Origin of the sequence: Streptomyces sp. NPDC093568 (assembly GCF_044764945.1) — a bacterium.
Classification (GTDB): Bacteria; Actinomycetota; Actinomycetes; order Streptomycetales; family Streptomycetaceae; genus Streptomyces.
The window spans coordinates 22,856-44,528 of record NZ_JBIWJD010000022.1; the positions used below are offsets into that span (position 1 = coordinate 22,856).

At 70.4% G+C, this 21,673-nt stretch carries 19 protein-coding genes; 5 read left to right on the top strand and 14 right to left on the bottom strand.

Annotated features, from left to right (window positions below):
* Nucleotides 1-61 precede the first annotated feature (61 nt).
* Together ACIRD7_RS40850 and ACIRD7_RS40855 are read left to right on the top strand one after the other, a co-directional pair.
* The gene (locus ACIRD7_RS40850; RefSeq protein WP_403461168.1) at nucleotides 62-1,768 is read left to right on the top strand and encodes a fibronectin type III domain-containing protein; all 1,707 of its coding nucleotides are present in this window, start codon (nucleotides 62-64) and stop codon (nucleotides 1,766-1,768) included.
* A gap of 39 nt (nucleotides 1,769-1,807) precedes the next feature.
* Nucleotides 1,808-3,472 (top strand): fibronectin type III domain-containing protein, encoded by a 1,665-nt coding sequence (locus ACIRD7_RS40855; RefSeq protein ID WP_403461169.1) that lies wholly within the window; start codon nucleotides 1,808-1,810, stop codon nucleotides 3,470-3,472.
* A gap of 88 nt (nucleotides 3,473-3,560) precedes the next feature.
* On the opposite strand, the gene ACIRD7_RS40860 is transcribed toward ACIRD7_RS40855, so the two are convergent.
* The 5 genes from ACIRD7_RS40860 to ACIRD7_RS40880 all read right to left on the bottom strand — a co-directional run bounded on the left by ACIRD7_RS40860 (nucleotide 3,561) and on the right by ACIRD7_RS40880 (nucleotide 8,881).
* Entirely contained in the window at nucleotides 3,561-4,007 is a 447-nt protein-coding gene (locus ACIRD7_RS40860; protein ID WP_403461170.1) for a heat shock protein transcriptional repressor HspR, read from the bottom strand.
* Between the two features lie 5 nt (nucleotides 4,008-4,012).
* Nucleotides 4,013-5,194, bottom strand: coding sequence for a molecular chaperone DnaJ (dnaJ, locus tag ACIRD7_RS40865; RefSeq protein ID WP_403461171.1), 1,182 nt, complete (start codon nucleotides 5,192-5,194; stop codon nucleotides 4,013-4,015).
* 36 nt (nucleotides 5,195-5,230) lie between these two features.
* Nucleotides 5,231-5,875, bottom strand: coding sequence for a nucleotide exchange factor GrpE (gene grpE / locus ACIRD7_RS40870; RefSeq protein ID WP_403461173.1), 645 nt, complete (start codon nucleotides 5,873-5,875; stop codon nucleotides 5,231-5,233).
* Nucleotides 5,875-7,722, bottom strand: a complete 1,848-nt coding sequence (dnaK, locus tag ACIRD7_RS40875; RefSeq protein WP_403461174.1) for a molecular chaperone DnaK — start codon at nucleotides 7,720-7,722, stop codon at nucleotides 5,875-5,877. Before dnaK ends, grpE begins: the two co-directional genes overlap by 1 nt.
* Before the next feature lie 94 nt (nucleotides 7,723-7,816).
* Nucleotides 7,817-8,881, bottom strand: a complete 1,065-nt coding sequence (locus tag ACIRD7_RS40880) for an MraY family glycosyltransferase (RefSeq protein ID WP_403461175.1) — start codon at nucleotides 8,879-8,881, stop codon at nucleotides 7,817-7,819.
* A 184-nt stretch (nucleotides 8,882-9,065) separates the two neighbouring features.
* Here ACIRD7_RS40880 and ACIRD7_RS40885 point away from each other — a divergent pair, with 184 nt between their 5' ends.
* Entirely contained in the window at nucleotides 9,066-11,348 is a 2,283-nt protein-coding gene (locus ACIRD7_RS40885; protein WP_403461176.1) for a (Fe-S)-binding protein, read from the top strand.
* A 139-nt stretch (nucleotides 11,349-11,487) separates the two neighbouring features.
* Complete coding sequence (locus tag ACIRD7_RS40890) at nucleotides 11,488-11,781, top strand: zinc-ribbon domain-containing protein (RefSeq protein WP_403461177.1); 294 nt, start codon at nucleotides 11,488-11,490, stop codon at nucleotides 11,779-11,781.
* Between the two features lie 49 nt (nucleotides 11,782-11,830).
* Here the strand turns inward: ACIRD7_RS40890 and ACIRD7_RS40895 are convergent, their stop codons facing one another.
* From ACIRD7_RS40895 to ACIRD7_RS40915, 5 genes are all read right to left on the bottom strand, one after another.
* A complete protein-coding gene (locus tag ACIRD7_RS40895; RefSeq protein ID WP_403461178.1) occupies nucleotides 11,831-12,526 on the bottom strand; it encodes a DUF2637 domain-containing protein in 696 nt (231 codons plus the stop codon).
* Nucleotides 12,527-12,835: 309 nt separating this feature from the next.
* A complete protein-coding gene (locus tag ACIRD7_RS40900) occupies nucleotides 12,836-14,053 on the bottom strand; it encodes an MFS transporter (RefSeq protein WP_403461179.1) in 1,218 nt (405 codons plus the stop codon).
* Nucleotides 14,050-14,670 carry a Chromate resistance protein ChrB gene (locus ACIRD7_RS40905; protein ID WP_403461196.1) on the bottom strand — a complete coding sequence of 207 codons (621 nt, stop codon included), beginning with the start codon at nucleotides 14,668-14,670 and terminating at the stop codon, nucleotides 14,050-14,052. The genes ACIRD7_RS40900 and ACIRD7_RS40905 overlap by 4 nt, the downstream gene beginning before the upstream one ends.
* A gap of 85 nt (nucleotides 14,671-14,755) precedes the next feature.
* Nucleotides 14,756-15,676, bottom strand: coding sequence for a calcium-binding protein (locus ACIRD7_RS40910; RefSeq protein ID WP_403461180.1), 921 nt, complete (start codon nucleotides 15,674-15,676; stop codon nucleotides 14,756-14,758).
* A gap of 380 nt (nucleotides 15,677-16,056) precedes the next feature.
* Nucleotides 16,057-16,833 carry a DUF5701 family protein gene (locus tag ACIRD7_RS40915; protein ID WP_403461181.1) on the bottom strand — a complete coding sequence of 259 codons (777 nt, stop codon included), beginning with the start codon at nucleotides 16,831-16,833 and terminating at the stop codon, nucleotides 16,057-16,059.
* A gap of 186 nt (nucleotides 16,834-17,019) precedes the next feature.
* Between ACIRD7_RS40915 and ACIRD7_RS40920 the strand changes: the two genes are divergently transcribed.
* Nucleotides 17,020-18,336, top strand: coding sequence for an FG-GAP repeat domain-containing protein (locus ACIRD7_RS40920; RefSeq protein ID WP_403461182.1), 1,317 nt, complete (start codon nucleotides 17,020-17,022; stop codon nucleotides 18,334-18,336).
* A gap of 7 nt (nucleotides 18,337-18,343) precedes the next feature.
* Here the strand turns inward: ACIRD7_RS40920 and ACIRD7_RS40925 are convergent, their stop codons facing one another.
* The 4 genes from ACIRD7_RS40925 to ACIRD7_RS40940 are packed head-to-tail and all read right to left on the bottom strand — an operon-like array spanning nucleotide 18,344 to nucleotide 21,326.
* The gene (locus ACIRD7_RS40925; protein ID WP_403461183.1) at nucleotides 18,344-18,961 is read right to left on the bottom strand and encodes a hypothetical protein; all 618 of its coding nucleotides are present in this window, start codon (nucleotides 18,959-18,961) and stop codon (nucleotides 18,344-18,346) included.
* A gap of 15 nt (nucleotides 18,962-18,976) precedes the next feature.
* The gene (locus ACIRD7_RS40930; protein ID WP_403461184.1) at nucleotides 18,977-19,717 is read right to left on the bottom strand and encodes a hypothetical protein; all 741 of its coding nucleotides are present in this window, start codon (nucleotides 19,715-19,717) and stop codon (nucleotides 18,977-18,979) included.
* On the bottom strand, nucleotides 19,714-21,015 hold the full coding sequence (locus ACIRD7_RS40935; RefSeq protein WP_403461185.1) for a hypothetical protein: 1,302 nt from the start codon (nucleotides 21,013-21,015) through the stop codon (nucleotides 19,714-19,716). Before ACIRD7_RS40935 ends, ACIRD7_RS40930 begins: the two co-directional genes overlap by 4 nt.
* Before the next feature lie 5 nt (nucleotides 21,016-21,020).
* Nucleotides 21,021-21,326 carry a hypothetical protein gene (locus ACIRD7_RS40940; RefSeq protein WP_403461186.1) on the bottom strand — a complete coding sequence of 102 codons (306 nt, stop codon included), beginning with the start codon at nucleotides 21,324-21,326 and terminating at the stop codon, nucleotides 21,021-21,023.
* Nucleotides 21,327-21,673: the final 347 nt, after the last annotated feature.

Here is a 21,673-nt window from a genome sequence, read left to right on the forward strand (position 1 = left end):
TGGCAGGTCCTGTTCGGCAACGGTTGATCACCGCCGTTGCCGAACAGGACCGAAGGACCGCATGAACCCAGCCAGACGCACGACCGCGGCCACCGCGACCGCCCTCGTGCTCACCACCGCGGGCAGCCTGCTCACGGCCCTCGCCGCGCCCGCCTCCGCCGCCGTGACCTGCAACTCCCCGGTCTTCAAGCGGCAGTTCTTCGCGAACACGGCCTTCTCGGGCACCCCGAAGGTGACCGACTGCGACTCGGCCATCGACCAGAACTGGAGCACGAACGCACCCGCGTCCGGCCTGCCGAAGGACAACTTCGCCGTCCGCTGGACCCTCACCCGCGACTTCGGCTCCGGCGGCCCCTTCACCTTCACCGCCGCCACCCAGGACGGCATCCGCGTCTACCTCGACGGCACCCGCGAGATCGACCTGTGGCGGAACGTCTCTTCCACGGTGTCCAAGACGGTCAACCTGACCGTCCCGGCGGGGAGACACACCCTGCGCGTCGACTACGTCAACTGGACCGGCACGGCCAACGTCAAGTTCGCCTACACCCCCCGCACTTCGGCGACGGTCGACCAGGTCAAGCCGCTCACGCCCACCGGCGCGGGCGTCACGTACGACACGGCGACGGGCAAGGCGAAGCTGACCTGGGCGAAGAACCAGGAGATGGACCTCGCCGGGTACCGCGTCTACCGCCGCCTGAAGGACAGCAGCACCTGGAAGAAGCTGACGACCACCACGGCGACCTCGTACACCGACACCCCGCCCGCGACCGGTCAGACGTACTACTACGAGGTCCGGGCGGCGGACAAGGCAGGCAACGAGTCGGCCGGCACCGCCGACAGGCCCGTCACCACCCCCGACCGCACCGCGCCGGCCGTTCCCTCCGGCGTCACCGCGACCGCCGGCCAGCCGGGAATCAAGGTGTCCTGGAACGCGGTCCCGGGAGCGACGGAGTACCTCGTGCACCGGCGCTGGGAGTACGACGGCGAGAACCCCGTCGTGCGGGTCGCGCAGGTGACGGCCACCTCCTGGCTCGACACCACGGCCAAGGAGAACCTGGACTACGCCTACTGGGTCACGGCCGTCGACGCCGCCGGCAACGCGTCCGCGAAGTCGGCGGCGGTGTACGTCGCGCGGGGCAACTGGGCACCCTCCGCGCCGACCGCTGTGACGGCCACGTCGACGAGCGGCGGCATCGCGCTGACCTGGAAGCCCGCCACCACGCCCGTCACCCAGGACCTGGCGAGGTTCCGGGTCTACCGCAACGGCCGGCTCATCGCGGAACTCCGCGCCGCGCAGACCTCGTACACCGACAGCAACGTGCGGCACAGCACCTCGTACGCCTACACCGTGACCGCCGTGGACACCGAGGGCCAGGAGTCCACCGCGTCGGCACCGGCGACGGGCACCGCCCCCGCGACCGGTCTGGCCCCGGCGGCCGTCAGCGGGCTCAGCGGCGCCATGGACGGCTACGACATCGAGCTGCGGTGGCAGCGCAGCGCCGAGGAGGACATCAAGCGCTACGTCATCCACCGGGGCAAGCTCGTCGACGGCGCCTGGGAGTACGAGGAGTGGTCGGAGGTCCTGCCGCACTGGCAGGAAGGGCCGACGATGTACTACTCCCACGAGATCTACGACCTCCAGGGCGCGGACGTCCGCTGGGCCGTGGTCGCCGAGGACTTCGCCGGCAACTCCCTTCCCCTCAGCGGTGAGGGCTTCTCGTACGTCACCGTGACGGAACCGGTGGCTCCGCCCGAGGAGACCTGGTAGCCCCCCCCGCGCCCGCCAGTTCCTGATTCCAGAGGACCCATGAACCCAGCCAGACGCACGACCGCGGCCACCGCGACCGCCCTCGTGCTCACCACCGCGGGCAGCCTGCTCACCGCCGTCGCCACGCCCGCCTCCGCCGCCGTGACCTGCGTCTCCCCGGTCTTCAAGCGGCAGTTCTTCGCGAACACCGCCTTCTCCGGCACACCGAAGGTGACGGACTGCGACACGGCCATCGACCAGAGCTGGAGCGGCGCACCCGTCACCGGCCTGCCGGCGGACAACTTCGCCGTCCGCTGGACCCTCACCCGCGACTTCGGCTCCGGCGGTCCCTTCGCCCTCTCCGCCTCCGGGCTGGACGGCGTCCGCGTCTACCTCGACGGCACCCGCGAGATCGACCTGTGGAAGAACACCTCCACAACGGTCTCCAAGACCGTCAACGTCACCATTCCGGCCGGCAAGCACACCCTCCGCGTCGACTACGTCAACTGGACCGGCAGCGCTCGCGTCGAGTTCGGCTACACGCCGAGGACTTCGGCGACCGTCGACAAGGTCAAGCCGCTCACGCCCACCGGCGCGAAGGTCACGTACGACACGGCGACGGGCAAGGCGCAGGTCACCTGGTCCAAGAACAAGGAGATGGACCTCGCGGGCTACCGCGTCTACCGGCGCCTGAAGGGCGCCGCCTACGGCAGCACCCCGCTCGCGACGACCACCTCCACCTCGTACACCGACAGCACCCTCCCGGTGACCGGCGACACGTACTACTACGAGGTGCGCGCCTACGACAGGGCGGGCAACTCCTCGTCAGGGAGCGCGGACCAGGCCGTCACCACCGTCGACCGGACGGCCCCGGCGCGGGTCGAGACCGTGTCGGCGCTGGGGACGACGGCTGGCAACTCCCTGACTTGGAAGGCCTCGACGTCGAAGGACGTGCACCACTACGAGGTGTGGGGCGCGGCGAGCGGCCAGTCGGACACGGACGGCCCGGACATCGTCTTCGGCACATCCTGGACGGACCCCATAGCGCCTGCGGGTCTGGCCTACACCTACAAGGTGGTGGCCCTCGACGCCGCCGGCAACATCGCCCCGGTCTCCGACCCCGCGGTGGTCACCCGCCCCGTGGCATCAGCCGTCGCCGCTCCCACAGGTCTGACGAGCACTCCCGCCGACGACTCCACGAAGGTGGCGTGGGCCGCGTCCGAGGACGCCGGGGTCACCGGTTACCGCGTCTACCGCCGCACCGCCCCCACCGGCGCCTGGAGTCTCCTGGGCTCCACGTCCGGCACGTCGTACGCCGACACCTCCGCCCCGAAGGGCAAGGCGTACTACTACGTGGCCGCCGTCGACGCCCAGGACGCCGACTCCGTGCCCTCCGCCGAGAGCGTCGTCGACCGGCTGACGCCGGCCACCGCGAGCGGCCCGGCCGCGCCGAAGCTGGCCCTGGTCAGCACGGGCATCCCCGCGCGCAGTCCGGTCCAGATCACGGCCGCCCCCGGCACGGGCGACGAGGGACGCATCCTGAAGGGCTACTCCTGGGAGATCTCGGGCGCCTGCGGCATCAGCGGCACCCGGTTCTCCGCCACGGGGTCGCTCTCCTGGACGGCCCCCTACAACGGCCCCTGCATCGCCGAGGTGTACGCCGTGGACGCCTACGGCCGCCAGGGCACGCAAAGCGCCTCGCTGGAGTTCTTCGTCGGCCGCTGACGGCCTGCCGCCGATGACACAGCAAAGGGGCCCGGAGGTTCGTCATGAACCTCCGGGCCCCTTCCCCTGCAAGTCCGCCTAGTCCTGCCTAGTCCTTCGGCTTCTTCGGCCGCCACACCACCAGCGCGCTGGTCTGCTGCATCTCCTGGTACGGCACCAGATCGCGGCGGTACGACGCGTGGACCGCCGCCTCGCGCTGCTGCATCGCCGCCGCCGCGCCCTCGACGGCGGCCTGGAGCTCGGCCACCCGGGACTGCAGGGCCGCGACCTGGTTCTCCAGTTCGATGATGCGCTTGATGCCGGCCAGGTTGATGCCCTCGTCCTGCGACAGCGCCTGCACCTGGCGGAGCAGTTCGATGTCGCGGGCCGAGTAGCGGCGGCCCCGGCCGGCCGTGCGGTCCGGGGAGACCAGGCCCAGACGGTCGTACTGGCGAAGGGTCTGCGGGTGCAGGCCGGAGAGCTGGGCCGCCACCGAGATGACGTAGACCGGGGTTTCCTCGGTCAGTTCATACGGGTTGCGTCGACGACCGTCCATCTCCATCAAGCTCCCTTCGCGGCCTGGAACAGCTCCGCCCGCGGATCCTCACCCGCGGTCGCCTCGCGATACGCCTCAAGCGCGTCACGAGCCTTCCCCGTCACGTCCTTCGGGACACTCACCTCGACGGTGACCAGCAGGTCCCCGCGGGTGCCGTCCTTGCGGACCGCGCCCTTGCCCCGCGCCCGCATGGTGCGGCCGTTGGGCGTGCCGGGCGGCAGCTTCAGGGTGACCGGCGGTCCGCCCAGGGTCGGGACCCTGACCTCGCCGCCGAGGGCCGCCTCCGCGAAGGTGACGGGGACGGTCACCGTGAGGTTGTCGTCCTTGCGGCCGAACACGGGGTGGGCGTCGACGTGCACGGTGACGTACAGATCGCCCGCCGGGCCGCCGCGCTCGCCGGGCGCTCCCTTGCCGCGCAGCCGGATGCGCTGGCCGTCCGACACCCCGGCGGGGATGCGGACCTGCATGGTCCGGGACGACTTGGCGCGACCGCTGCCCTTGCACTCCAGGCACGGGTGCTCGGCGATCAGGCCGCGCCCCTTGCAGTCCGGGCACGGGTCGGTGAGGGAGAACCCGCCGCCCGAGCCCCGGGCCACCTGGCCGGTGCCCACGCAGGTCGGGCACACCCTCGGCGTGCCGTTCTTGTCGCCGGTGCCCGCGCACGCCTTGCACGGCGACTGCGAGGACATGCGCAGCGGGACCGTCGCACCCTCGATCGCCTCGGTGAAGCTGAGGCTGACCTCGGTGTCGATGTCCTGGCCGCGCCTGGGCTGGGTACGGGTCGTGCCCGTGCCACCGCGGTTGAACAGGCCCCCGAAGACGTCACCGAGTCCGCCGCCGAAGCCGCCGGCTCCCCCCTGTCCGCCCTGGGCGCCGCCTCCGAAGAGGTCGCCCAGGTCGAAGTTGAAGGAACCGCCCGCGCCGCCCGGCCCCGGGCGGAAGCCGCCGTTGCCGAAGAGGGCGCGCGCCTCGTCGTACTCCTTGCGCTTCTTGGGGTCGCCGAGGACGTCGTTCGCCTCGGAGATCTCCTTGAACCGCTCCTCCGCCTTGGCGTTGCCCTTGTTGGCGTCCGGGTGGTTCTCGCGAGCGAGCTTCCGGTACGCCTTCTTGATCTCGGCCTCGGTGGCGTCCTTGGGGACGCCGAGGACCTTGTAGTAGTCCTTCTCGATGAAGTCCTTGGTGCTCATCCTCGACGTCCCTCCTCTCTCCTCGTCAGGTCAACGTCAGCCCTCGTCCGGGCCACCGCTCTCCTTGTCGTCGGCCGTCTCGGCACCCTCGTCCTTGACGGTCTGCGCGCCCGGCTGGGGCTCGGCGACGGCCACCCGCGCGGGGCGGATGGTGCGCTCGCCGATGCGATACCCCGGCTGGAGGATCGCGACGCAGGTCGTCTCGGTGACGTCCGGCGCGTAGGAGTGCATCAGCGCCTCGTGGATCGTCGGGTCGAAGGGCTCGCCCTCCTTGCCGAACTGCTGCAGGCCCATCTTGGCGGCGACGGTCTCCAAGGACTCCGCCACCGACTTGAACCCGCCCACGAGCTCGCCGTGTTCCCGCGCCCGGCCGATGTCGTCGAGCACCGGCAGGAGCTCGGTCAGGAGGTTCGCGATGGCGATCTCCTTGACCGTGATCCGGTCGCGCTCCACCCGGCGGCGGTAGTTCTGGTACTCGGCCTGGAGCCGCTGGAGGTCCGTCGTGCGCTCGCTGAGCGCCGTGCGCACCTGGTCCAGCTGGGCCACCAGGCCCGCGTCTGCGGTTCCGTCCCCGGCCGGGGCCGCCCCCTCCTGAGGGGCGGCCTTCGGCTCGGCGTCGTCAGGGGTCGCGCCGGAGGGGACGTCGGGCTTCTCCTCGAAGCCCGGGGTCTCCTCCGTCATTACGCGACACCGTCCTTGCGCTCGTCGTCCACGATCTCGGCGTCCACGACGTCGTCGTCGGCCTTGGCGCCACCGGCGGCGGCACCCTCGGGACCGCCCGCGGCCTGACCGGCCTGGGCGTCGGCGTACATGGCCTGGCCGACCTTCTGCGAGACGGCCGCGACCTTCTCGGTGGCGGTGCGGATCTCGGCGGTGTCCTCGCCCTTGAGCGCGGTCTTCAGCTCCTCGACGGCGGACTCGACCTCGGTCTTGACCTCGGCGGGGACCTTGTCCTCGTTGTCCTTGAGGAACTTCTCCGTCTGGTAGACGAGCTGCTCGCCCTGGTTGCGGGACTCGGCGGCCTCGCGGCGGGCGTGGTCCTCCTCCGCGTACTTCTCGGCCTCTTCGCGCATCCGGTTGACCTCGTCCTTCGGCAGCGAGGAGCCACCGGTGACGGTCATCTTCTGCTCCTTGCCCGTGCCGAGGTCCTTCGCGGTCACGTGCATGATGCCGTTGGCGTCGATGTCGAAGGCGACCTCGATCTGCGGGACACCGCGCGGGGCCGGCGGCAGACCGGTCAGCTCGAACATCCCGAGCTTCTTGTTGTACGCCGCGATCTCGCGCTCGCCCTGGTAGACCTGGATCTGCACGGAGGGCTGGTTGTCCTCGGCGGTGGTGAAGATCTCGGACCGCTTGGTCGGGATCGTCGTGTTCCGCTCGATGAGCTTGGTCATGATGCCGCCCTTGGTCTCGATGCCGAGGGACAGCGGGGTCACGTCGAGGAGCAGGACGTCCTTGACCTCACCCTTGAGCACACCGGCCTGCAGGGCGGCGCCGATGGCGACGACCTCGTCCGGGTTGACGCCCTTGTTGGCGTCCTTGCCGCCGGTCAGCTCGCGGACGAGCTCGGCGACGGCGGGCATACGGGTGGAGCCACCGACGAGGACGACGTGGTCGATCTCGTTGATGGAGACGCCGGCGTCCTTCATGACGTTGAAGAACGGGGTCTTGCAGCGCTCCAGGAGGTCCGCGGTCAGCTGCTGGAACTGAGCCCGGGTGAGCTTCTCGTCCAGGTGCAGCGGGCCCTCGGCGGAGGCGGTGATGTAGGGCAGGTTGATCGAGGTCTCGGTGGACGAGGACAGCTCGATCTTGGCCTTCTCCGCGGCCTCGCGCAGGCGCTGGAGGGCCATCTTGTCCTTGGCGAGGTCCACGCCGTGACCGGCCGCGAACTGCTTCACCAGGTAGTCGACGACGCGCTGGTCCCAGTCGTCACCACCGAGGTGGTTGTCGCCGTTGGTGGCCTTCACCTCGACGACGCCGTCGCCGATCTCCAGGAGGGACACGTCGAAGGTGCCGCCACCGAGGTCGAAGACGAGGATCGTCTGGTCGTCCTTGTCGAGGCCGTACGCCAGGGCGGCGGCCGTCGGCTCGTTGACGATACGCAGGACGTTCAGGCCCGCGATCTCGCCGGCCTCCTTCGTCGCCTGGCGCTCGGAGTCGTTGAAGTACGCCGGGACGGTGATGACCGCGTCGGTCACCTTCTCGCCCAGGTACGACTCGGCGTCGCGCTTCAGCTTCTGGAGGATGAACGCGGAGATCTGCTGCGGGTTGAAGGGCTTCCCGTCGAGCTCCATCTTCCAGTCGGTGCCCATGTGGCGCTTCACGGAACGGATGGTCCGGTCCACGTTGGTGACCGCCTGGCGCTTGGCGACCTCGCCGACGAGCACCTCACCGTTCTTCGCGAAGGCGACGACGGACGGCGTGGTCCTGGCACCCTCGGCGTTGGTGATGACGGTGGGCTCGCCGCCCTCCAGAACGCTGACGACGGAGTTAGTCGTGCCCAGGTCGATGCCGACCGCACGTGCCATGGTGAATTCCTCCAGCTGACTTGAGTGGAACGGACTCAAGTGTGCATGACGGTTCGCCATGGGTCAACAGAGCTGAGTCGACCTCACTCAACTCTTATCCGTTCCTTACACGCAACTGGGCTCCGACCTGCGAAGATGCCACCCGGTCGGAGGCACGAGCGGAGTCCTGCACCGGAAAGCTGGGTTGACGCCGAGGCCCGTAGGGCTTGATGTGCAGCAGGGCGAGTACGGCGATCAGGGCGCCCACTCCCACCCACAACGCCCCCGACCGCGCCATCCATCCCATGTGCACGAGGACCCCGACGAGTACCCCGGCGAAGGCCCCGACGCCCAGCAGGATCGTCACGCCCTGCGGGGTGAGGCCGACCCGGCGCAGGCGATGGGCGAGATGGTCGGGCCCGCCCCGCGGCAGCGGCCGTCCGGCCAGCCGGCGCGACAGCGCCACGAGGAGTACGTCGGCCGTGGCGAGGGCGGTGAGCGCGTAGAGCACGCCCGCGCTCGACACCAGGTCGTGCCCGGCACGGGTGATCACGGCCGAGGAAGCGAGCAGGAACCCGACGAACAGGGACCCGGACGCGCCGAGCCCGATCCTGGCGGGATGCCAGTTGTGCATGAGGAACCCTGTCAGGGCGGCGGCCAGCACGCTGAGTAGCACGGCGAGTTCGTCCATCACCTCGGCCGCCGCGCAGATGCCCACCCCGAAGGCGGTGAGCACCCCGACCGTGCCGACCAGCGCGTCCGCGTGGTCGAGCGCCTTGAAGCCGACGGCGACCAGGACGATCCAGCCGACGGCCACGAGCCCCAGCAGAATGCCGGTGTCGCCGTACGGCACCACGCAGGCCGCCGCCACCGCCGTACCGCCGACGACGAACCGCGCCTTCACCCGGCGCACGTCGGCGACGAGCCCGAGCACGGCGACGGCGCCGGCGGCGATCAGCAGGCGCATGATCTCCGGGCCCAGCGGGGCGAAGCGCGTCCACTCCCCGGCGGCGGCCACCAGGCAGGTCACGAGCGCGACCGCCACACCGCCGAGCAGGGGAAGCGGCCGCTGCCGCCGGCGGTCCACGATGCCGAGGCGCAGAGCGGGCAGGCGGAGCAGCGCCGCGAGGAGAGCGGCGAGGAGGAGGGCGGTGGTGGCGGCGGCGATCCCGTAAAGCACGGGCCTAGATTAGTGGCGTATATACCATTTCGGGATGAATAACACGATCCGTTCTTAAGGCAAGCCTCAGCGACTCAGATCACCCCGCGCCTGGCTACAGTGCGGTGGAGGATGCGGGTAGTCTCAGAGGACTGCATAAGTTACCGCTTAGTAATGTCGCCTCGCAGGCCCGAGGAGCCCCGAAATGCAACTCGCCGCGATCATCGTGTCGCTGGTGCTGACCGTGGTCGGCGTTGCGCTGCTCGCACGCGCCATCGGCCAGTTCGTCCGGTACTTCAAACTCGGCCAGCCGGTCCCGGCCGGCAGCCGGACCGACAACCCCTACGCGCGCAGCGTGACGCTGGTGCGGGAGTTCCTCGGCCACACCCGGATGAACCGGTGGGGCATCGTCGGCGTCGCCCACTGGTTCGTGGCGGTCGGCTTCCTGACGCTGCCGCCGACCCTGGCCCAGGCGTTCGGCCAGCTCTTCGAGGCCGACTGGACGCTGCCGGTCATCGGCGGGTTCCTGCCGTTCGAGCTCTACATCGAGTTCATCGGCGTGATGACGATCCTGGGCATCGCGGTGCTCATCGTGATCCGCCTGCTCAGCCTGCCCTCGCGTCCGGGCCGCAAGTCCCGCTTCGCGGGCTCGAAGTCCGGCCAGGCGTACTTCGTCGAGTACGTGATCCTCACCATCGGCCTCGCGATCTACGTGCTGCGCGGCCTCGAGGGCGCGATCCACCACGTGGAGCACTACGAGGCCGCGTACTTCGCCTCGTACCCGCTGGTCCTGGCCTTCAAGGGCCTGAGCGTCGGCGTGCTGCAGAACCTGATCTACCTCACCGCGATGGTGAAGATCAGCACCTCGTTCATCTGGATGATCGTGGTGTCGCTTAACACCAACATGGGTGTGGCCTGGCACCGCTTCCTGGCGTTCCCGAACATCTGGTTCAAGCGCGAGGCGACCGGCGGGACGGCCCTCGGCGCCCTCCAGCCGATGACGTCCGGCGGCAAGCCGATCGACTTCACCGACCCCGGTGACGACGACGTCTTCGGCGTCTCCCAGGTCGAGCAGTTCTCCTGGAAGGGCCTGCTGGACTTCTCCACCTGCACCGAGTGCGGCCGCTGCCAGTCGCAGTGCCCGGCCTGGAACACGGGCAAGCCGCTCTCCCCGAAGCTGCTGATCATGTCCCTGCGCGACCACGCGCACGCCAAGGCGCCGTATCTGCTGGCTGGTGGCGGCAAGTCGATGGAGGGCGAGGAGAAGGCGTCCGAGGAGCAGCTGAAGGACGTCCCCGCAGCGGCTCTCGCCGAGGCGGAGCGCCCCCTCATCGGCACCGCCGAGGAGAACGGCGTCATCGACCCGGACGTGCTGTGGTCCTGCACCACCTGCGGCGCCTGTGTCGAGCAGTGCCCGGTGGACATCGAGCACATCGACCACATCGTCGACATGCGCCGTTACCAGGTCATGATCGAATCGGCCTTCCCCTCCGAGGCGGGCACGATGCTCAAGAACCTGGAGAAGAAGGGCAACCCCTGGGGCCTGGCCAAGAAGCAGCGCCTGGAGTGGCTCAAGGAGGTCGAGTTCGAGGTCCCGGTCGTCGGCCAGGACATCGAGGACCTCACCGAGGTCGAGTACCTGTACTGGGTCGGCTGCGCGGGTGCGCTGGAAGACCGCGCCAAGAAGACGACGAAGGCCTTCGCCGAGCTCCTCCACATCGCGGGCGTGAAGTTCGCGATCATGGGCGGCGACGAGAAGTGCACCGGTGACTCCGCCCGCCGCCTCGGCAACGAGCCCCTGTTCCAGGAGCTCGGCATGGAGAACGTCATGGCGCTGAACATGGCGTTCGGCGAGGAGATGGACGACGACGGCAAGGTCCTCCCGGAGTCCGCGAAGCCGAAGTCGGCGAAGAAGATCGTCGCCACCTGCCCGCACTGCCTCAACACGATCGGCAACGAGTACCCGCAGCTCGGCGGCGACTACGAGGTCATCCACCACACCCAGCTGCTCCAGCACCTGGTGGATGAGGGCAAGCTGGTCCCGGTGACGCCCGTCGAGGGCATCATCACCTACCACGACCCCTGCTACCTGGGCCGTCACAACAAGATCTACACGCCCCCGCGCGAGATCATCGCCAGCGTCCCGGGCATCCGCAACGAGGAGATGCACCGCCACAAGGAGCGCGGCTTCTGCTGCGGCGCCGGCGGCGCGCGGATGTGGATGGAGGAGCGGATCGGCAAGCGCATCAACAACGAGCGCGTCGACGAGGCCCTCTCCACCAACCCCGACATCATCTCGACGGCCTGCCCGTTCTGCCTCGTCATGCTCACGGACTCCGTGAACGGCAAGAAGAACGACGGCAAGGCCAAGGAGTCCATCACGGTCGTCGACGTCGCCCAGCTGCTGCTGGAGTCGGTGAAGACCCCGGTGGACCCGGCGGGCGAGCCGGAGGAGGAGACCGCCCCGGAACCGGAGCCGGTCAAGTAACCACCGCACCATCACGCAACGCCCCCTGCCCGGTCGGGTGGGGGGCGTTGGCGTGTGGAAATCCGGTGAGCGGGGTCGATGCCGCGGCGTGCCCGGTGCCGGACACTATGAGAAGTAACCGATCGAAAGGGCGAGCGGCGTGATCATCTTCGGAACCAAGGGCTATCTGTACCAGCTGGCGATACTCACGCTGGTGTGCGGCCAGTGCGGTAACCCCTCGGCGCACACGCTGCGCAAGCGCGTCACGAAGTTCACGCTGTTCTTCGTGCCGTTGTTCCCCGTCTCGACCAAGTACGCGACGCAGTGCACTTTCTGCGGCGCGGAGCAGAAGGTGACGCGGGAGCAGGCCGAGCAGCTCCGTGCGCAGGCCACCGCCGGGGGCCCCGGCGGTCAGCAGCCGTACGGTCAGCCTCAGCAGCCGTACCGGTCCTGACCCGGCCCCGGCCCCACCGGCCGGGAGTTCCGGAACCCCCGGCGGCGGCCTACGGCTTCGGCTGCTTGGGCCCGTTCATCGTGTCGGCGGCGTGCTTCGGGCCGGGGCGCGACGAGAACTGCCCGATGAGCTCGCGAAAGCAGACCAGGGCCGTGATCGGCGGAATCCCCACGACCACCATCGCCAGCAGGGAACCCGTCGACTGGCCGATGCACAGGGCGACCGCCACGCCGGAGGAGATGAACATGACCGCCCAGGACCGCCGCGCGGTCCGGCGCTGGACGGACGCCCGCAGAATGGACAGACCCGCCAGCAGCCACGGTCCGTACACCGTCAGCGGCCACCAGTGGGCCAGGTCCGGCGAGACCACGAGCAGCGCGATCGAACGCAGCTGATCGTACGAATACGAAATGGACCAGGTGAGCATCGTCACTGCACACAGGGTGATGAGTGTGACCAGGATCGAGACGGTGAGGAACCTCGGATTTCGGGTGAGACTGTGCGCGCCGGGCTGCGGCCGCTTCCGGTGAACCGGGCGGGGCTGCGGCGGAGGCGGGCGGTCCTTCTCCCGTCGGGGCGGAACGGGGTCCGCGATCTGCGTGGCACCCAGCATCTGTGCCAGCTCCTGGTCCAGGTCCCAGCCCTCCGGCGAGATCGCCGGATCCGAGACCTGCCAGAGGTTCTGCATGTCGAGTTGCTGGGTGTAATGCGGCTGTTCGCCTACCGCGTCATAGTCGGTCCTCATTTCTAGAACCTTTCCCCTTCCATCGCGGCCCGGAGATATTCACGCTCCATCCGACTGATGGTTTTCAGGAAATCCTCAAGCAGATCAGAGCAGTGCGTGATGCCTTCCGCAGCGGTCTGATCAGCTGCCTGAAGTGACGACCGGAGCGGAAGAGCATCGGCTGCGTGTTTTTCCTGCCAAGTCACGCCCGCTTAACGAGTGCCACGCGGAGCAGGACATCTGGCATTCGGGGGAATATGCGTCAACGGTGATTATCTTGGATATCCAAGATCAAGGCCCGGACGCTGAAATTCAGAATATCTGGAACACCTATGAGGCGTCCGCCCCGCCGGGCCGCCCCGGCACCGCTCCGGACGTCCCCCGTCCGCGGGCGGCGAGGGCGAGCACGGGGCCGATCGCGACCAGCAGCGCGAGGGCCGCGTAGCCGTAGGTGAGGGTGGCCGCGGCGGCCACGGCGGCGACCAGCAGCGGCCCGCCCGCGTCGCCGAGCTCCCGGCCGAGCTCCGCGGCGCCCATGGTCTGGCCGAGCCGTTCGGCCGGGGTGGCGGCGGCCAGGGCGGCGAAGCCGAGCGGGGTGATCAGGCCGGTGCCGACGCCGATCAGGGCGGCGGCGAGAAGGACGCCGGCCAGGCCGGGCAGCGTCGCGCAGGCCAGACCCCCCGCGGTGGTCAGCAGTCCGGCGGTGAGGCCGGTGCGCACGGTGAGCCGGCCGTCGTCCAGGGCCCGCCCGGCCTTCGGCTGTACGACGGCCGCGCAGGCCGCCAGCACCGACACCGCCGCACCGGTCGCGACCGTGCCGAGTCCGGCGGCCGCGCCGGAGACCGGCAGGAAGCCGACACCGACGGAGAGGGCGGCGGTCGCGGCGGCCAGGGCGGCCGTGGGGCGCAGGAACGCCGGGTCGGCCAGGCGCCGGGCCAGGTCCAGGACCGTCTGCCGCTGCTTGGGGAGCGGCGGTACGTGCGGGACGGCGACGGCGGCCCAGAGCGCGACCGCCACGCCGAGCACCGCCAGGACGACGAACAGCAGCCGCAGCCCGCCGGCCCACACCAGGACGCCGCCGAGCAGCGGGCCGAGGGTGTAGCCGAGGGACTTGTGAAAGCCGTAGCTGCCGAACGCCCGGCCGTGCTTGGCCGCCGGGTTCAGCCGGGCGACCAGCGCCGAGGCGGACGGGGAGAACGCGGAGGCCGCGGCGCCCTGACCGAGCCGGGCGGCCCAGAGCCAGCCGGGGCTGTCCGCGACCGCGTAGGCGGCGGAGGCCAGCGCGAACGCGACCAGCCCGCCGAGCAGCACCGGGCGGGCGCCGATCCGGTCCGCGAGGGTGCCGAAGACCGGCTTGAGCAGCACCTCGGCGCCGTCGTACAGGGCGAGCAGGCCACCGAGGACGAGCAGCGAGGTCACGGCGTCGTCGGAGTGGCCGCCGAGGTTGGCGGCGATGCCGTGGGCGCCGAACGCGGTGGTGAATCCGGCGGCGTAGAGGGGCCACATCCGAGGGGCGGAGGCGACCCGCCGGGGCGCCGGGGCGCTCATCGGCCGGTCCCCTCCTCGGAGGCGCGCTGTTCCGGTACCTGGTGCAGTGCGGTGAAGACCCGTTCGGCGTAGTCCTCGCAGGCGGTGACGCACACCTTGAGGCGCTCGGCGGCCGCCGCGGCCTCGGGGGCGCCGAAGACGTCACGGGCCGTCAGGTCCCGGTGCCAGCGGCGCAGCCGTTCCAGCGACTGCTCCTCTTCCTCCAGTTCGGCGAGCGTGAACTTGGCGATCCGGATCTCCTTGGCCAGCTCCGCCTCGAACTTGCCGCAGTCGGCGAGGAACTCGGACCAGTCGGCGGAGCGCGCGGCCGTGAACATGGCCCGCAGCCGGCGCCCGTCCTGGCTGCCGCGCCCGGTCGCCGCGAGCGACACCGCCTCGCCGCCGGCCCGCTCGGTCAGCTCCAGCGCCCGGCCGACGCCGTCGGCGAACACCGGCACGTCCGGTACGGCCCACACCCCCTGGCCGAGCGAGAGCGCGCCGATCTTGCGCAGTTCGCGCCAGACGGCGACCCGGTGCCGGGAGGGTTCGGCCGGGACCCGGACGACGAGGACGATCCAGCGCGTTTCGTCACGCCCGAGCTCGTCCTCGCCGCCTTCGCCGCCCTCACCGCCTCGCATCACAGTCACAATGCGAAATGTAGCAGCTGTTACATCAGCCGCACATCGGCCGACGGCCGAGTCCGGGGCCGGGTCCGGGGGCCGGTCAGTCCTGGCGCTCGACGTCCGTGCCGGGTCCGCCCGAGAGCGTGTCCCTGCCCGGACCGCCGTACAGCTTGTCGTTGCCGCTGTTGCCGTAGATCGTGTCGTTGCCGCTGTTGCCGTACAGGACGTCGTTGCCCGGGCTGCCGTACAGGAAGTCGTTCCCGGTGCCGCCGCGCACGGTGTCGTGGCCGTCCCCGCCGGTCAGCTGCTGCCGGCCCGCCCCGCCGTAGATGACGTCGTTGCCCACGCCGCCGTCCACGCTCGCCTCGTCGCCGTCGGCGTAGATCGTGTCGGCGCCGCCGTGACCGAACACGATGGACCCCTCGGCGGCGTGGACCGTGTCGTTGCCGTCCTCGGCGAGAAGCACGCCCGCGACGCCCAGCGTGACGTTGTCGTCGCCCCGTCCGCCGTGGATCGAGTTTCCGTCCACGCTGCCGGTGTGGGTGTACTTGTCCTTGCCGTCGCCCAGGTCGATCGAGGCGTGGTAGTAGGCCTGGTCGGTGGCGTCGGAGTAGGCGACGCTGTCGTCGCCGTCCTCCATGTTCAGCCACAGCGTGGGGTACGGGTCCTGGGACTCCAGGGTGGTCACCACGCACGAGACCTTGGTGCGGTCCGCGCTGTCGGGGTAGCCGCACTCCGTTGCCGCCGGGCCGATCTCGATCGGGACCACGTCGTCGAGGACGTACGTGATCCGCTCCAGACCCGCGCTCTTCTTCGCGGTGACGGTCAGCCGGTTGGTCTGGCCCTCGGCGGCTATGAAGACGACCGACCTGTCGTCGGCGCCTTGGTCCACCCTGGCCGACTGCGCCGCGGCGTCGGCCACGGCGGGCAGGGCGATCGAGGCGGTCAGGGCCGTACCGGCGGCCAGGGTCAGAGCCGACGCGGCCGTTAAGGCCTTGCGGCCGAAGTGACGAGAGGACATTGCACAACCTCCGTGGGGGGCAAGTGGTGTCAAGTGGCGCCAAGTGGCGTCAATTTGTTCCAAGCACCACGTGAGACTCCCGGTCCCTGCGGGGGGTTGTGCACGGATTTACACGAAAACATCCCCGCACCGCGCCCCACGGCGAGCGCACGACCGCCGCCGACCAGCCGTGATCAACCCGGCGGCGGTCGCGGCGACATCTGCCCGACGGGTGGAGGTCGCCGGGAATTCATGTGGGTGGGACCAGGCCCTGTCGTTTGGATCAGCCCGGCTGTGAGGATCGGTTCTTCTCGGCCGGTTCGAGCGTGGGGGAGCGTGCAGCTGCAAGGCGGAAGCGCGTGCCAGACCCCGCGACGCCGGGATGATCCAAACGGCTGGGCCTACCTCACGCGACCCGTCGTCGAGCCGAAGCCCAGCCAGGTATGCCGGTTGCCCCACCAACACCAGCCGACCTTCGGGGCGTTGCGGCGCTCGCGGCCGTCGCGTCCCGTGCCGTTGCTGATCCAGATCGCCGGAGTACGGGCGTCCAGGGTGCCGTTGGGCCTGCGCAGCCGGGAACCGATCGTCATGAAGCAGCGGTTGCGCTCCAGGGCCGCCGGCTGCTGGAGCACCCAGTGGATGCCCTCGCTCAGCACCAGCGGGCTGCGGTCGTCCTTGGTGAGCGCGGGCAGCGCCTCCTCCGGGCTCCAGTTGGCCATGTGGTCGCCGCGGTCGAGGCCGGTGACGACGTAGAGCGGGGCGTCGGGCAGCTCGACGGCGTGCGGCGCGAAGTCGTCGACGTCGGGCATGTCGACGACGACGAAGCCCGGCTTGTCGTCACGGCGGAGCAGCGGCGCGAGGGCGGAGGCGGGGACGCGGTCGGGGTGGACGGCGAGCAGGGCGCCACTCCCGGCACTCCGGCCAAGCCCGGCACTCCCGCCACCCCCCGCACTCCCGCCGCCCCCGGCACTCCCACCTCTCCCGCTCCCGCCGCTCTCGGCACTCCGGTCGCTCCCGCCACTCCCGCCGCTCCCTGCTCTCTCCGCGAAGGCGCGCAGCTCCTCGGCCGGTATCCCCGCGAGCTCGTGCACCCCGAGCTCGATCAGGCGCTCCGCCTGTGCGGTGAGCGGCGGGAGCGGGGCGGTGGCAGTGGCGATGCTGGACGACGGATCGGTCACAGTTCTCCTCAAGGTTCGCGGACGCGTGCTTCCGGAGCTGCGGGCCAGGAGGAAACGAACCCGTTGGCCGGAATGTTCCCCGTGCGTCGGCTCGGCGACGGACAGAGGCCCGCACAGGTCTGTCCCCGCACCTCGAACGCGTGCATGATTACCCAGTTGTTGACCCTGATGCTGACGAGGTGAGCGGTGCGCGCGCGAAGAAGCGGGACGTGTACGGCGGCCCTGACCGGCACCCTCGGCGCCCTCGCCCTCACGGTCGCCGCCTGCGGCCCCTCCACCGCTCACGACGACGCGGAGCCGGCCCGCCACACCCCCGTCCAGGTGGCCGACGCGCCCGCCCTGCTGCCCGTACCGCAGGGCAAGGGCAGCAGGACGCCGGACGACTTCAACGGTGACGGCCACCGCGATCTCGTCCTCAACGACCTGGTCAAGGCGCAGGCCCACGCCGACGACCCGGGCATCGGCATCGTCTACGGCGGTGAGCGCGGACTCACCCCGGGCGCGCGGCAGTTGCTCAGCCCCGAGCGGCAGGCGGCCCCGACCAAGGGGCAGCGCCCGGCCGTCTTCGACGCGGAGGCCACCTGCGACCTGGACGGCGACGGCTTCACGGACCTCGTGGTCTCCACCGACCCGCCCTTCGACGGGCAGGGGCGGCCCCCGGTGCCGTTGCAGATCCTCTTCGGCTCCCCGAAGGGCCTGGCCGGCAAGGCGGTCAAGCTCGTGATCCCGGACCGCGCCCGCGTCGGCAACGACTGGCCGGACCAGCCGGTGTGCGGCGACTTCGACGGCGACGACGCGCAGGACCTGGTCGTCCACGCGTCGGGCGGCCAACTGAGCTTTCTGCACGGCCCGTTCAGCCGTAAGGGCACTCCGCGCACGGCCGGCGCCCCGATCCAGTCACCGGGCAACGTCCCCACCGGTCCCGCGGCCGACGTCGACGGCGACGGATACGACGACCTGGTGGTCCGTACGGCGCAGGGCAGGGGCGGATCGGCGGTCGTCCTCGGCGGCCCGGCCGGCCCCACCCGCACCGGAGTCGCCCTGCCGTCCGGCATCGACGTGGCCCTCGGCACCTTCGGCAAGGGCCGGCGGGCCCTGGACGCGGCGATCGGCACGATGGGCGAAACGTCCCTGCGCTACGACCTCCCGACGGCCGCCGTACGCGCCACCCTCGACTCCCCCGGCTCCGCCCTGGACGCGGCCGACTTCGACGGCGACGGCCTGAGCGAACTGCTCTCCAGCGGCTCGCGGTTGCGCGTCTTCCACGGCCGTACGGCGGGACTCGCGACCGCGGGCATGATCACCGTGGAGCCACCCGCGCGGGGCACCACACGCGTGGTGTCGACCGGCGACTTCGACGGGGACGGGCGGGCGGATTTGGTGGTGCGGACGTACGTGGGCGAGACGAAGGACACGGTGGCGGTGTATCCGGGGGCGGAGAAGGGGCTGGTGTCGGCGGAGCCGTCGGTCACCTTCTCCAGCTCGGAGTTCCTGGCGAGGTAGCGGGCCTTCAGTCGGCGACGCGGGCACCGATGGCGCGGGCGCGGCGGCGGGCCTCCGGGCTGAGGCCTTTGCGGCGGGGGGCGGTGCGCCAGTTGTAGGCGGTGGGCTGGGTGAGGCAGGCCAGGGCGCGCGGGCCGGGCTTGGCCACCACACAGGCGAAGCGGGGATCACCCGCGTACCAGAGTTCCTCGTCGTAGTCCTTCATGGACTCGCGGGTCAGCGACCTGAACAGTCCGGCGGCCGCCTTCAGCGACACCGTCGCCTCGGGCTTGTCGGGATCCGGGAGCACGAAGAGGGCATCCTTGCCCTTCGTGATCCGGACGGCACCCCGCTGCTGCCGCCACGGATAGACCCTCAGGATGCGCAGCACCCGCCAGAACCGGAAGAACTTGCCGAGGGAACCCGAGGCGTTGTAGGCGAGCAAGGCCAGCACCAGGACCATGGGCACCACGGCCGCCACGGGCAGCAGCACGACCGTGACATACACCGCCGCCCCCCAAAGGGCCACCCAGCAAAGGGACTTGGCCAACTGGACCGCGACCGCGCGGGCCAGGGCACTGCCGGTGCCGGGCGTGTCCCACGCCACCGGGCCGTCGAAGCCGTGCTTGCCGACGTTCGTGATCATCTGCGTGTCCCCGGGTCAGCCGAAGTCGGAAGCGATGTCGTTCGCGGTGCCGCCGGGGCCGCCGGCCGCGTCACCGCGCGCGACACGCTCGATCTCGGGCAGCGGATCATGGAAGGACACCGTGTGCGCGATGCCCTCCATCAGGTCGCGGTAGTGCGTCCGGGAACCCACGGCCGTGGTGCTCAGCGTCAGCACGCCCAGCTGTGTGCCGGAGGGGGCCGGGATGTAGAGGTTGCACTGGTAGACCTCGTGGCCGGGCACCCCCTCCAGAGCCGGCATGGTGATCATGGTGTCGGAGATCGCTGCCGGACGCCCGCCCGGAAGCGTCAGCAGCCCCACGTTCTCGGCGGATTCACGCAGAGACACCGCACGCGCCGCCGTGACCTTGGCCGGAGCCCACTCGATGTCCGTGAGCGCCACCGTGAACACCGACGAGGCGGAGGATCCGTCGTCCGCGTAGTGCATGCCGAGCGAGCAGGCGATGACGCCTTCGCTCCGCATCTGCTTGGCCATGAACCGGACGTCCCGCAGTGCTCCCGTGTACCGGTCGCGCTGGTCCTCGGGGGCGGCTTCGAGGATCAACGCCAAGGCCTGCACAAGATACGTCTCGTGCTCGGAGCCCGGCTCAGGGTCGAGAGCCTCGATGGGGACGTCGACGAAGGAGTCCGGCAGCGCGTACCAGATCTTCGAACTCGGGTCCCTGGCGGTGTCGTCGATGACCAGGCCCATCGGTACCTCGGCGGCTTCCCGTGTCATCGCAGCACCGCCGCGACGTTGCGGACGACCGAGAAGGCGCCGGGGCCGTCGAACAGACCCGCACGGGCCGCGTCGACTCCGGTGGCCGTGTTCTTGCCGCCGTCGCTCTTCAAGGCGTCGATGTTCTCGGCAGCCAGTCCGTACCCGGCGGTGACGACACCAGCGACCGGCGAGACGTAGTCCATGCCCGCTCGGACCGCCTGGCTGCCGCCCGCCGCCTTGGCCACCAGGTCTCCGACGGGGTTGAAGGAACCCGCGGACGCGATCCGGCCCGCGGCCTTGGCGGTGTCGTCGGCGAACCGCCCGAGGAACTGCCCGGCGCTCACGGCCTCGGACGCGTACTTCGTCGACCGGATGGCACCGTTGAGGCCGCGGCTCACGGCCCCCACTCCCGGCACCGCGCCCAGTGCGTCACCGACGAGCCCCACCGAGTTCTCCCAGAAGTCCGCGTCGAACTCACCCTTGGTGAACCCGTCCGCGAGCGAGGCCCGCACCTTGGGGTCGGCGAGCCGTGAGCCCATCGTCGCCAGGCTCAGCGCACCGGCGGCGAGCAGCATCGCGATCCCGAACGGCCCGGTGCACAGCAGCGCCAGCAGTCCCGCCACCGCCGCCAACACACTGAGAATGTTGGTGAGGTTGTCCCCGATCCAGCTCAGCGCCTTGCTCAGCCACCCCGGCTCCTCAGGCGCCAGATCCTTCGTGGCGTCCTTCAGCTTCTTCGCGAGGTCCCGCGCCTGGTCCTCGTGCGTGCCCTCCAGCTCCCGCGCCTTGCGGATCACGTCGTCGAGGGCGCCCTGCGCGTTGTTCACGGCGGTGACCGCGTCGTTGAGCCGGGACTGGGCGGCGTTCAGACGGGACTGGGCGGCCTCCAGCTCGGGGCCCTCCTGGAAGGTCCGCCCCGCGAGCTTGAGGTCGGGGTCCTGCTTGGCCGTCTCGTGCCGGGAGTTGGCGGTCTTCAGCTCGCCCTTGTGGTCGGCCGCCTCGACGTCGTACTTGTGCGCCAGCTCCCGGCGGCCGGTCAACCCGCCGTGCCAGGCGCCGAGATGCCCGGCGGCCTTGGTCAGCGAGGTGTGCGCGTCCTTCATGTACTTCGGCAGATCGCCGTCGAGGGCCTCGCGGAAGCCGACGGCGGCGTCGCCCTCCCAGAAGCCGGACTCGCCGAGCAGCTTGTCGATCTTCTGGTACGCCGTCTGCAGCGCGCTCGCCGAGTTGACGAGCTGGGTGCGGAGCTTCTCGACCTCGCCGGGCTCGCCCGGCACGGGGTTCCAACCGAGGTGGACGTACGGGTTCTGTGCCATCGCGATCACTTCCCCGCGGCCGCGGCGCGCTTGAAGCTCTCCTCCAGGGAGGTCTCCACTTCGCGGTAGTTGTCCGTGTTCTTCTGCAGGCCCTCGGTGAGCTTGCCGATCCGCTCCTTGATCTGCTCGTTGCCGTAGCTCCAGCGCTCCTGGAACTCGTCGCACGCCTCGTCCAGCTCAGGGGTCCCGATCTGGTCGGCCCGTACGTGCTGGAGGGCGGTCCGCACCTGCTCAAGGGAGTCGTTGGCACCCTTGAGGTCCTTGGTGAAGGCGGCAAGCTGATCAATATCGGTCTTGAAGTGGTCCCCCACGCACGTCTCCCCGTTCACGCTTCGCGGTCGCATCGGCAAACGACCGCCGACGGCCGAATGGGCCCGATCATGCCACGGGAGGGTGAGGGGACCAGGTGAGCGTCACCGAATCCACTGAATCCACACGAAACGGTCCACGCCCACCCGTAAACAGTCCACGCCCCACCCGTAAACAGCCCACGCCCCACCCGCCTCGAAAAATTACCGAACTCACGTACAACCCTTGCGCCTCATCGCAGGTCTCCTGATCGCCGACCGCACGGTGAACCCGAGGCCAACGCCCGGAGAACGCCCGCGGTCGCACCCCACCGTCTGCGGATGCCCGCCAGGCATCCCCGCATGCAGCA